Origin of the sequence: Rasiella sp. SM2506 (genome assembly GCF_050859505.1) — a bacterium.
GTDB lineage: Bacteria > Bacteroidota > Bacteroidia > Flavobacteriales > Flavobacteriaceae > Marinirhabdus.
Map to the genome: position 1 here is coordinate 2,139,971 of NZ_CP193934.1, position 13,157 is coordinate 2,153,127.

The window sequence follows — 13,157 nt, forward strand, 5'->3', positions numbered from 1 at the left end:
AATATACTCATTAACAAAATATTAACAAATACGTAGATGTACGTATTTTCTAACTATTAATTGAAGGATACCTATAAATAGTTTAATGTTCATTTTTGAAATTAAAACTAGATGAAAACCAAAAACCCCTTCCATTGCTGGAAGGGGTTTTCTTTTGGTTGGTTAAAACCTTTAGGATTACTCCTTAATCAAACGTTTTACAACGCTTGCATTTTCACTTTCTATCTGTACAATGTACACCCCAGAAGCCAATTTAGAAATATCAATTGTTTTCTCTGTGGTCATACTTGTAAGGTCTACAGTGTTCACTAACTTTCCGTTTACATCGTACATAGTTGCTTTGTTAAGCAGGATGTTAGAGGTATTAGACAGCGTCACCTGACTTTGTGCAGGGTTAGGATATAAAGTTATTCCTGTCTCCAGGGTATTGTCGTTAACACCCAGGATGCTTTCGATGGTAAGCTCGAAGGTACATTCACCTACATTGCCAAACGCATCGGTCGCGCTCAAGGTAACTGTATATACACCGTCGCCAATAAAAGATCCTGCTGCTGGATCCTGTGCGAATACCGTCAATGGATCTGTACAGTTGTCTACCGCTGAAGCAAGTCCGTCTGCGAAGTAATCTGGTACTTCATACAACTGGTTGCCTGCTCCTGGATCTATAGTCATATCTGCCGGGCAGGTCACTACAGGTTCCAATAGGTCTACAACGGTTACAGTAGCGACACAAGAAGCAAGGTTCCCACTAGGGTCACTTACAAACAAGGTTACCATTTGTGGAGTGCCTATGTCGTCACAACTAAAGTCGTCCATATCTACTCCTGCTACAGAGATTCCACAAGCTTCAACAGTAAGATTCATATCTATAAGGTCCATAGGATCTAGCATTGCTGTTCCGTCTGCACCTAATTCTAGTGTAAAGTCTTTACATACGAGCATAGGAGCTATGTTATCTATCACATTTACCGTTGCAGTACACATAGAAGTGTTCCCACTAGTATCTGTTACCAGAATATCCACCGTAGACTCTCCAACATCGGTACACGTAAATTGTGCTTGAGATGAATTTAAAGATATAAAATTAATACAGTAGCTATTAAAAACACCATCGTCACCAGCAGCATCGTCTGTTGCACGTAGTATCCAATCTCCATTTACATCTTCTCCGTCGAAAGTAGCAGCAAAGGTTCCTCCTTCTGGTTCAAAAGTTCCGGTAAAAGGTGCAGATCCTGTTGTAATATTAGGTGCTCCATCCATAAATACGGTACCCGTATAGTTATCTCCAGACCCACCATTTCCATCAGAAAGGGTAAGGATGGTTCCTGAAGGAGATTCTAGTTCAATTTCAAGATCTGAATCCCAGCTATGAGTAATATCTATTTCAACACTATTAAGGGCGTAATCAACTCCAATAATACCAGAATCTGGTACGGTAGCATTCGATTCGGTTGGAGGAAGCGTATTGCTAATGACAGCACCCGCATTATCCCCACATTCATCAATATCAGGTATGGTAGCACCTCCTAAAATTTCTATAGAAGCAATACCACAGTTATCTGTTACACTTACTAATAGATCCGCAACATTTACAGTAGCCATACCATTCACATCTAATATCACATCCAAGGGCGCAGAAGCTACAGCATCATAAGTGTAATTTAGGCTCCAGGCGTTCAAGGTACCGGTATCACCACCACCATTGTCACTCACATTCAAGGTCCAGGTACCTAAGGTACTTATACCATCAAAAACAGAGAGTGCCTCATTGGGTATAAAAGAACCTGCAATTGTTGGTACACCTCCACCACATTCGTCTTCCACAGCAGTAGCCGCTTCGTCGTCAAGGGTTGCCAGTATATCATTACCAGAGCATCCAAAAGTACCTGTTGCCGGAGCACCAGGACGGTCAACGATGGTTGCTGAAGTGGTTCCATCTGGAGCCGTAAGGGTAACAATTATATCACCTACCCACGTATGGCTAATGTCCAGATCTACATCAAGGTCTGTAATGTTAAAATCGTCTGTAATATCCAGAGTCGTTGTCAATCCAGCTGGATTACTGTCTGGAATTGCTGTTCCTGGGGTAGTGGTAGCAGTACCTGCACCAGAAGGTGGTGCACCAACACAAAGTATTTCTGGAGCTTCATCGTCGGTTACTGTTACATTCATAGTACAGTCCACGCTATTTCCTCCACCATCTGTATAGGTCCAGGTTACTACAGTAGTTCCCACTGGGTATACGTCTGTGGCATCTGCTGTGCCATTGTAATCGTTTACCAGGCCAGCTGGATCGGTAGGACAGTTGTCTGCTACCGTAGGTTGTGGCACGGTTACTAATGCTTCACAAAGGCCAGCATCGTTAGTTTGAGTAATGTCTGCAGGGCAGGTTAGTACAGCCACCTGGTTGTCCACAACGGTTATGGTGAATTGACACGTAGTGGTCTCATTAGGAGCATCGTCGTTGGTTGCTGTAAACTCGATAGTGGTAACGCCTACAGGATACGGTCCTGGAGAAGGAGCTCCCATGGTTTGAGTTACGGTTACCGAGCCTCCATTAGGATCTAATGCAGTTGGGATTGCAAAACCAAAAGGGGCTTCACATTCTCCCGGGTTCGCATTCACTATTTGATCGCCTGGGCAATTTATGATGGGAGAGTTATCTATTGCCAAAGCTTCTAGATATACTAATAAGTTTGCTCTAAAGTTTGCAGCTTCTGTAAGGGGTTGGTGGAAGTTAGTAGTGGTCATACCACCCATCATCACAGTACCAGCTCCAAAGGGCTTTTCTACCAATACTAATTGTGTAGGTGAAGAAGTATTAAACAATATGCTAGTATATCCTATACCAGTGATAATAGCATGACTATAACTACCTCCAGTCATTGTAGTGGCTGTAGGTAGGTTAGGTCCTGTAAATCCTGGATGAGTAGGAATTGCAGTACTTACTGAGGCAGCAAAATTTCCAACTACTAAAGTAGTACCTCCAAACCCAAAATCGATGTCAACACCTTCATTAGGGGCAGCATTCAATAAAAGCGTTCCTCCTCCAGTTACCCAGTTTTCAATAGTTGTAATATTAGCTGCAAGGAAAGTAGCTAATTCAATAGCATTATCCTCACTTCCATCAATAAATGCGAAACGACTTGTTGATGCAAAAATAATTGCTGGATCTAATGTTTCAAAAAATACCTCTGTCCAGTTACCAACACCAAAAGCAGTGTCCATTGCTGTTTGGTTAGTAGTTTGATCCCAAGGGTTTCCAACTGTAGAATGAATATAAAAAGTGTCATCTGCAGCAGCACGATTGTACGCTGGATTTCCAACTTGTGAGGCCGCGAAGCTTCCTGCTGAGGCTTCATTACCACACTCCGAAAGATCAAAGTTGGTAGATGTGCATTGCGCTTGTACGCTCATCGTACTTACGAGTAAGGCCATAACAAGCCCTACATAAAAAATAGTTTTTTTCATAGAAATGAATTTATATTAGTAGTTAAGCAGCGAATCTAATTCTTAAAGTTATCCTAACATAATATTTTAGACGAAAGGTAAATTTTTTCGATGAAATACCTGTTTTTTGTAGGAAATAGTTTACAATTACTTAATTATTTCATAGGATCTTTTATAAACCTGGTCATCGCAATACCCTGGTCTATACTATGAAGTTGTTTTTTCTCTTTATCTATCTTAACTTAAATCATTGGGTTGTCATATACTTAAGTTTTTCTAATGTGGGTAAGGTGTTTTACTGTAGGAGTCGCAACTGCAGTATTACCTATTAACTCACCTAAGAAAATCTCATGGTCACTACATAAAAACTTCTTTAGTAACGGAAATAGTACTCTCTACCGCTACATGTAATGAGTTATCCAATAAACCAAAAACCCCTTCCATTGCTGGAAGGGGTTTTCTTTTGGTTGGTTAAAACCTTTAGGATTACTCCTTAATCAAACGTTTTACAACGCTTGCATTTTCACTTTCTATCTGTACAATGTACACCCCAGAAGCCAATTTAGAAATATCAATTGTTTTCTCTGTGGTCATACTTGTAAGGTCTACAGTGTTCACTAACTTTCCGTTTACATCGTACATAGTTGCTTTGTTAAGCAGGATGTTAGAGGTATTAGACAGCGTCACCTGACTTTGTGCAGGGTTAGGATATAAAGTTATTCCTGTCTCCAGGGTATTGTCGTTAACACCCAGGATGCTTTCGATGGTAAGCTCGAAGGTACATTCACCTACATTGCCAAACGCATCGGTCGCGCTCAAGGTAACTGTATATACACCGTCGCCAATAAAAGATCCTGCTGCTGGATCCTGTGCGAATACCGTCAATGGATCTGTACAGTTGTCTACCGCTGAAGCAAGTCCGTCTGCGAAGTAATCTGGTACTTCATACAACTGGTTGCCTGCTCCTGGATCTATAGTCATATCTGCCGGGCAGGTCACTACAGGTTCCAATAGGTCTACAACGGTTACAGTAGCGACACAAGAAGCAAGGTTCCCACTAGGGTCACTTACAAACAAGGTTACCATTTGTGGAGTGCCTATGTCGTCACAACTAAAGTCGTCCATATCTACTCCTGCTACAGAGATTCCACAAGCTTCAACAGTAAGATTCATATCTATAAGGTCCATAGGATCTAGCATTGCTGTTCCGTCTGCACCTAATTCTAGTGTAAAGTCTTTACATACGAGCATAGGAGCTATGTTATCTATCACATTTACCGTTGCAGTACACATAGAAGTGTTCCCACTAGTATCTGTTACCAGAATATCCACCGTAGACTCTCCAACATCGGTACACGTAAATTGTGCTTGAGATGAATTTAAAGATATAAAATTAATACAGTAGCTATTAAAAACACCATCGTCACCAGCAGCATCGTCTGTTGCACGTAGTATCCAATCTCCATTTACATCTTCTCCGTCGAAAGTAGCAGCAAAGGTTCCTCCTTCTGGTTCAAAAGTTCCGGTAAAAGGTGCAGATCCTGTTGTAATATTAGGTGCTCCATCCATAAATACGGTACCCGTATAGTTATCTCCAGACCCACCATTTCCATCAGAAAGGGTAAGGATGGTTCCTGAAGGAGATTCTAGTTCAATTTCAAGATCTGAATCCCAGCTATGAGTAATATCTATTTCAACACTATTAAGGGCGTAATCAACTCCAATAATACCAGAATCTGGTACGGTAGCATTCGATTCGGTTGGAGGAAGCGTATTGCTAATGACAGCACCCGCATTATCCCCACATTCATCAATATCAGGTATGGTAGCACCTCCTAAAATTTCTATAGAAGCAATACCACAGTTATCTGTTACACTTACTAATAGATCCGCAACATTTACAGTAGCCATACCATTCACATCTAATATCACATCCAAGGGCGCAGAAGCTACAGCATCATAAGTGTAATTTAGGCTCCAGGCGTTCAAGGTACCGGTATCACCACCACCATTGTCACTCACATTCAAGGTCCAGGTACCTAAGGTACTTATACCATCAAAAACAGAGAGTGCCTCATTGGGTATAAAAGAACCTGCAATTGTTGGTACACCTCCACCACATTCGTCTTCCACAGCAGTAGCCGCTTCGTCGTCAAGGGTTGCCAGTATATCATTACCAGAGCATCCAAAAGTACCTGTTGCCGGAGCACCAGGACGGTCAACGATGGTTGCTGAAGTGGTTCCATCTGGAGCCGTAAGGGTAACAATTATATCACCTACCCACGTATGGCTAATGTCCAGATCTACATCAAGGTCTGTAATGTTAAAATCGTCTGTAATATCCAGAGTCGTTGTCAATCCAGCTGGATTACTGTCTGGAATTGCTGTTCCTGGGGTAGTGGTAGCAGTACCTGCACCAGAAGGTGGTGCACCAACACAAAGTATTTCTGGAGCTTCATCGTCGGTTACTGTTACATTCATAGTACAGTCCACGCTATTTCCTCCACCATCTGTATAGGTCCAGGTTACGATAGTAGTTCCTACTGGGTATACGTCTGTGGCATCTGCTGTGCCATTGTAATCGTTTACCAGGCCAGCTGGATCGGTAGGACAGTTGTCTGCTACCGTAGGTTGTGGCACGGTTACTAATGCTTCACAAAGGCCAGCATCGTTAGTTTGAGTAATGTCTGCAGGGCAGGTTAGTACAGCCACCTGGTTGTCCACAACGGTTATGGTGAATTGACACGTAGTGGTCTCGTTGGGAGCATCGTCGTTGGTTGCTGTAAATTCAATAGTGGTAACGCCTACAGGATACGGTCCTGGAGAAGGAGCTCCCATGGTTTGAGTTACGGTTACTGAACCGCCATCTGGATCTAATGCAGTTGGGGTTGCAAAACCAAAAGGGGCTTCACATTCTCCCGGGTTCGCATTCACTATTTGATCGCCTGGGCAATTTATGATTGGAGGATTACTTGCTGATGCAAACAAAAATTCTGCTTGGTTTTCAATTAGATCAATAAAGTCTTGTGAATCAAAATTAGTAGAGATAAAACTATTATAAATAGTAGTTCCTGCTGCATTCAATAGAATAGCAGTTTCATTAGGTGTATTTGGTGTTGCAACAAATCCTGCAATAGAAGTTGCACCAGGCAACGGCTCTAATCTATGTCCGTGTATCCCCCATGGTACTGTAGGTGCTACCAATGGCAATCCATTGATAGTGTTGGGATTATTAAATGTTGGGTGTGCAGGATCCCATACTTCAACCGCGATTTGTGAGCCATAAGATATAGCAGAAGCTGCACCTAATTCTGCAAGCAGTGTAGGCGCGATATTGATTTGCCAATACCCTCCAAAAATCACTTTACCACCACCTGAAATATAATTTACGATTTCAGTAATTGTAGCAGCGTCAATGGTGTCATTATAGAACCGAATAATTGCCAAATCAAATGTTTGGGATGTTAATGCAGTATTTAACTCTGCTGTAGCTCCCACTATAGTAGTTACAGTGGCTCCAATGGAGGTGAGCATTGGCTCTAAATCTGTTGTAGTTGCAATCCCCCCATTATTTGTGAAATTTAAGATCGTAGTGCCCGCAGGAATACGATTTGTTATACCGCTTCCTCTATAGGTCTCAACGGCTTTATTTATCACAATTTCTGAGATGTCTCCCGAGAAATTACTCGCATTCGAATTCTGTGAATTATTGGATTGAGCAAACACGGGGTTCGTGCTTACGAGCAAGGCCATAACAAGCCCCACATAAAAAATAGTTTTTTTCATAATAGAAATTTAAATTAATAGTTAGTACTGCGAATCTAATTCTTAAAGTTATCTTAAAATATTATTTTAGATGAAATGTATTTTTTTTCGATAAAATACCTCTATTTCGTAGGAAATAGATTACAAAAGAGCCTGTTACAAATTTTAGAACGGGCTCTTTTGTAAAGATGTTTACAATTACTTAATTATTTCATAGGATCTTTTATAAACCTGGTCATCGCAATACCCTGGTCTATACTATGAAGTTGTTTTTTCTCTTTATCTATCTTAACTTAAATCATTGGGTTGTCATATACTTAAGTTTTTCTAATGTGGGTAAGGTGTTTTACTGTAGGAGTCGCAACTGCAGTATTACCTATTAACTCACCTAAGAAAATCTCATGGTCACTACATAAAAACTTCTTTAGTAACGGAAATAGTACTCTCTACCGCTACATGTAATGAGTTATCCAATAAACCAAAAACCCCTTCCATTGCTGGAAGGGGTTTTCTTTTGGTTGGTTAAAACCTTTAGGATTACTCCTTAATCAAACGTTTTACAACGCTTGCATTTTCACTTTCTATCTGTACAATGTACACCCCAGAAGCCAATTTAGAAATATCAATTGTTTTCTCTGTGGTCATACTTGTAAGGTCTACAGTGTTCACTAACTTTCCGTTTACATCGTACATAGTTGCTTTGTTAAGCAGGATGTTAGAGGTATTAGACAGCGTCACCTGACTTTGTGCAGGGTTAGGATATAAAGTTATTCCTGTCTCCAGGGTATTGTCGTTAACACCCAGGATGCTTTCGATGGTAAGCTCGAAGGTACATTCACCTACATTGCCAAACGCATCGGTCGCGCTCAAGGTAACTGTATATACACCGTCGCCAATAAAAGATCCTGCTGCTGGATCCTGTGCGAATACCGTCAATGGATCTGTACAGTTGTCTACCGCTGAAGCAAGTCCGTCTGCGAAGTAATCTGGTACTTCATACAACTGGTTGCCTGCTCCTGGATCTATAGTCATATCTGCCGGGCAGGTCACTACAGGTTCCAATAGGTCTACAACGGTTACAGTAGCGACACAAGAAGCAAGGTTCCCACTAGGGTCACTTACAAACAAGGTTACCATTTGTGGAGTGCCTATGTCGTCACAACTAAAGTCGTCCATATCTACTCCTGCTACAGAGATTCCACAAGCTTCAACAGTAAGATTCATATCTATAAGGTCCATAGGATCTAGCATTGCTGTTCCGTCTGCACCTAATTCTAGTGTAAAGTCTTTACATACGAGCATAGGAGCTATGTTATCTATCACATTTACCGTTGCAGTACACATAGAAGTGTTCCCACTAGTATCTGTTACCAGAATATCCACCGTAGACTCTCCAACATCGGTACACGTAAATTGTGCTTGAGATGAATTTAAAGATATAAAATTAATACAGTAGCTATTAAAAACACCATCGTCACCAGCAGCATCGTCTGTTGCACGTAGTATCCAATCTCCATTTACATCTTCTCCGTCGAAAGTAGCAGCAAAGGTTCCTCCTTCTGGTTCAAAAGTTCCGGTAAAAGGTGCAGATCCTGTTGTAATATTAGGTGCTCCATCCATAAATACGGTACCCGTATAGTTATCTCCAGACCCACCATTTCCATCAGAAAGGGTAAGGATGGTTCCTGAAGGAGATTCTAGTTCAATTTCAAGATCTGAATCCCAGCTATGAGTAATATCTATTTCAACACTATTAAGGGCGTAATCAACTCCAATAATACCAGAATCTGGTACGGTAGCATTCGATTCGGTTGGAGGAAGCGTATTGCTAATGACAGCACCCGCATTATCCCCACATTCATCAATATCAGGTATGGTAGCACCTCCTAAAATTTCTATAGAAGCAATACCACAGTTATCTGTTACACTTACTAATAGATCCGCAACATTTACAGTAGCCATACCATTCACATCTAATATCACATCCAAGGGCGCAGAAGCTACAGCATCATAAGTGTAATTTAGGCTCCAGGCGTTCAAGGTACCGGTATCACCACCACCATTGTCACTCACATTCAAGGTCCAGGTACCTAAGGTACTTATACCATCAAAAACAGAGAGTGCCTCATTGGGTATAAAAGAACCTGCAATTGTTGGTACACCTCCACCACATTCGTCTTCCACAGCAGTAGCCGCTTCGTCGTCAAGGGTTGCCAGTATATCATTACCAGAGCATCCAAAAGTACCTGTTGCCGGAGCACCAGGACGGTCAACGATGGTTGCTGAAGTGGTTCCATCTGGAGCCGTAAGGGTAACAATTATATCACCTACCCACGTATGGCTAATGTCCAGATCTACATCAAGGTCTGTAATGTTAAAATCGTCTGTAATATCCAGAGTCGTTGTCAATCCAGCTGGATTACTGTCTGGAATTGCTGTTCCTGGGGTAGTGGTAGCAGTACCTGCACCAGAAGGTGGTGCACCAACACAAAGTATTTCTGGAGCTTCATCGTCGGTTACTGTTACATTCATAGTACAGTCCACGCTATTTCCTCCACCATCTGTATAGGTCCAGGTTACGATAGTAGTTCCTACTGGGTATACGTCTGTGGCATCTGCTGTGCCATTGTAATCGTTTACCAGGCCAGCTGGATCGGTAGGACAGTTGTCTGCTACCGTAGGTTGTGGCACGGTTACTAATGCTTCACAAAGGCCAGCATCGTTAGTTTGAGTAATGTCTGCAGGGCAGGTTAGTACAGCCACCTGGTTGTCCACAACGGTTATGGTGAATTGACACGTAGTGGTCTCGTTGGGAGCATCGTCGTTGGTTGCTGTAAATTCAATAGTGGTAACGCCTACAGGATACGGTCCTGGAGAAGGAGCTCCCATGGTTTGAGTTACGGTTACTGAACCGCCATCTGGATCTAATGCAGTTGGGGTTGCAAAACCAAAAGGGGCTTCACATTCTCCCGGGTTCGCATTCACTATTTGATCGCCTGGGCAATTTATGATGGGAGGAGCGGCGGCATTAGCCACCCAATTTATAGCGTTGGCTATCATTAAAAAACCATCTTGTGCAGGATCTACTACATTTGGCCAAAGCGAAATAGAAGCTCTTCGTACACTTGAAGGGCCAAGATTCTCTTTAACATAGGCTAACGGATTTCCGTTACTATCTTCTGCAATTAAAGTCGCCGAAGGGTCTATTGTTCCAACTATTTGAGTGTCAACATCAACAGAAGTAACTCCTGCCATTATTGGATGTCCAGGAATTAATACGTTACCTAAGACTAAACCTGCTCCATTGTTATATACACCACCTGGATTGTTAAAATAATCATATGTAGTATCAAAATCACCAAGGATGTCTGTTCCAAAACCAGCAGCATTATCGAGCATTGCAAATGTGATATCGACTACTGCCCCGCCACCGTCAGCGTATTGGGCTAAAATATTTCCCAATGAAACTCCATCAAACCATGAACTATTCGACCAAACTACTACTGCATCATACATATTAAGTTGTGCAAGAGTCGGGTTACTACTTCCAGCAGATTGAAGGTCAACAGTAGTAAAACCTTGAGTCAGTAAATTATTTTGTAAAATAGTAGAGGAATTGGAATTGTCAGAAAAAAGAAGTAAAACTGCATCCGCCATCATTCTTGAAGACCCTTCCTGATAAGGATTGCTAAGAGCATTGAGCTCTGAACTGTTAGGATTCACAAGCGGTCCAGCCTGAGAAAAGATTGCTGAATACGATATCAGCAATATAAAAAACATAATTTTTTTCATAATATAATTTTTAATTAATAGTTAGAGTCTCAAATCTAATTCTTAAAAAAATCATAAAATATTATTTTAGATTAAGGGTAGCTTTTTTCGATAAACAACACTTTTTAATTTTGTAGGAAAATTTTTATAAAAAAGCCCGTTCCAAATTTTGGAACGGGCTTTTTTTATAAAAATGTTTATAATTACTTAATCATTTCATAGGACCTTTTTATAAACTTAGTCATCTCTTCTCCTTTGAGTAACCCTTTACTGAGTTTGGCAAGATCCAGTGCCTGATTTACTAAACGTTCCTTTTTCTTAGCTGTTTTAGTCGTTAAGATTTCACCTACCAACTCGTTATTGCTATTTACGATAAGGGTGTAGGTTTCTGGAAAACCACCCATCCCAAACATACCGCCACCGCCGGATTGTTGCATCTCTTTCATACGGCGCATAAATTCAGGTTCAGTAATGGTAAATGCATTTGCATTACTATCCATTGCTTCCAATTGAATGGTAAATTTTTCTGAAGGAATGGTTTCAGTCAAATACGTTTTTAAAGTTTCTTGTTCTTCCTCTGAAAGTTTCGAACTAGTAGCTTCATCTTTCTTTATTAAATTATCAATATGGTCTCCGTCTACACGTGCGAAGCTTACATTTTGGTTTTCAGATTCTATTTTTTGAATTAAATGCGAAATAATGGGTGAGTCTAACAACAATACTTCATAGCCTTTTTCTTTGGCAGGTTGAATATAACTGTGTTGGTCTTCTTTGTTTGAAGCATAGAGCAATACCAGTTTGTCATCTTTATCGGTTTGGGTTGCTGCCAATTTTTCTTTTAATTCAGCAAAGGTGAAATACGTTCCGTCTACTGTTGGGAACAACATAAACTGCTGTGCTTTCTCAAAGAATTTATCTTCGGTCAACATCCCGTATTCAATCACAATTTTAATATCGTCCCATTTCTTCTCAAAATCTTCACGATTTTCATTGAAGAGCGATTTCAGCTTATCTGCTACTTTACGGGTAATATAACTTGCTATTTTCTTTACGGCACCATCTGCCTGTAAGTAACTTCTTGAAACATTTAAAGGAATGTCTGGAGAATCTATAACACCACGTAACATGGTTAAAAATTCGGGTACAATACCTTCTACATTATCGGTTACAAATACCTGATTTTGATACAGTTGAATTTTATCCTTCTGGATGTTCATATCGTTTTTCATCTTGGGGAAATATAAAATTCCCGTAAGATTAAAAGGATAATCTACATTAAGATGAATGTTGAAGAGCGGCTCCTCAAATTGCATTGGATATAATTCCCGATAGAAGCTTTTATAGTCTTCATCTTTTAAATCGGTTGGTTGTTTAGTCCAAGCCGGATTAGGGTTGTTTATTATATTGTCAACCTCTTTAGTAGGAGCGGGGTCTTCCTTTTTGGCATCTTCAGGTTTTGGGAGCGTTTCAGTTTTAGTGCCGAACTTAATTGGGATAGGCATAAACTTGTTGTACTTGGTCAACAAGTCAGTGATTTTCCCTTTTTCTAAAAATTCGGTTTCGTCTTCAGATATATGAAGAATGATCTCTGTACCTCTTTCAGTCTTGTTGGCTTCTTCCAACGTATAATTGGGTGAGCCATCACACGTCCAATGTGCAGCAGGCGCATCTTTATAGCTTTTGGTAATAATTTCAACCTTACTCGCCACCATAAAAGCTGAATAGAAACCAAGGCCAAAATGACCAATAATTCCGGCTTCTTCACCTTTTTTATCTTTATATTTTTCAATAAACTCTTCAGCGCCAGAAAAAGCAATCTCGTTGATGTATTTCTCTACTTCTTCCTTCGTCATCCCAATACCTTGATCGATAATGTGAAGTTGTTTTTTCTCCTTATCTATCTTAACTTCAATTATTGGGTTGCCATAGGCTACTTTGGCTTCTCCAATGTTGGTAAGGTGTTTTAATTTAAGAGTCGCATCTGTAGCGTTACTTATTAACTCACGTAAGAAAATCTCATGATCACTATATAAAAACTTCTTTATTAACGGAAAAATATTCTCTACCGCTACATTAATGGTTCCTGTACTCATATTTTATTAGTATTTATTCGCTGCTCCGCAACGTATTATTTAGTTTCTATTCTGTATTGACAAAGAGAGTACCAATAA

The 13,157-nt window shown here is 40.6% G+C and carries 4 protein-coding genes; all 4 read right to left on the reverse strand.

Annotated features, from left to right (window positions below):
• Positions 1-177: 177 nt before the first annotated feature.
• Entirely contained in the window at positions 178-3,471 is a 3,294-nt protein-coding gene (locus ACQ2HF_RS09700) for a proprotein convertase P-domain-containing protein (protein ID WP_432410227.1), read from the reverse strand.
• Positions 3,472-3,936: 465 nt separating this feature from the next.
• Positions 3,937-7,236, reverse strand: a complete 3,300-nt coding sequence (locus ACQ2HF_RS09705; RefSeq protein WP_432410228.1) for a proprotein convertase P-domain-containing protein — start codon at positions 7,234-7,236, stop codon at positions 3,937-3,939.
• Between the two features lie 516 nt (positions 7,237-7,752).
• The gene (locus ACQ2HF_RS09710) at positions 7,753-11,007 is read right to left on the reverse strand and encodes a proprotein convertase P-domain-containing protein (RefSeq protein ID WP_432410229.1); all 3,255 of its coding nucleotides are present in this window, start codon (positions 11,005-11,007) and stop codon (positions 7,753-7,755) included.
• Positions 11,008-11,189: 182 nt separating this feature from the next.
• Positions 11,190-13,079: a molecular chaperone HtpG gene (gene htpG, locus ACQ2HF_RS09715; RefSeq protein WP_432410230.1), complete on the reverse strand. Its 1,890-nt coding sequence runs from the start codon at positions 13,077-13,079 to the stop codon at positions 11,190-11,192.
• Positions 13,080-13,157: the final 78 nt, after the last annotated feature.

Coding starts and splice junctions, on each gene's coding strand:
- ACQ2HF_RS09700 (WP_432410227.1), bottom strand. CDS start 3,471: ATGAAAAAAACTATTTTTTATGTAGGGCTTGTTATGGCCTTACTCGTA.
- ACQ2HF_RS09705 (WP_432410228.1), bottom strand. CDS start 7,236: ATGAAAAAAACTATTTTTTATGTGGGGCTTGTTATGGCCTTGCTCGTA.
- ACQ2HF_RS09710 (WP_432410229.1), bottom strand. CDS start 11,007: ATGAAAAAAATTATGTTTTTTATATTGCTGATATCGTATTCAGCAATC.
- htpG (WP_432410230.1), bottom strand. CDS start 13,079: ATGAGTACAGGAACCATTAATGTAGCGGTAGAGAATATTTTTCCGTTA.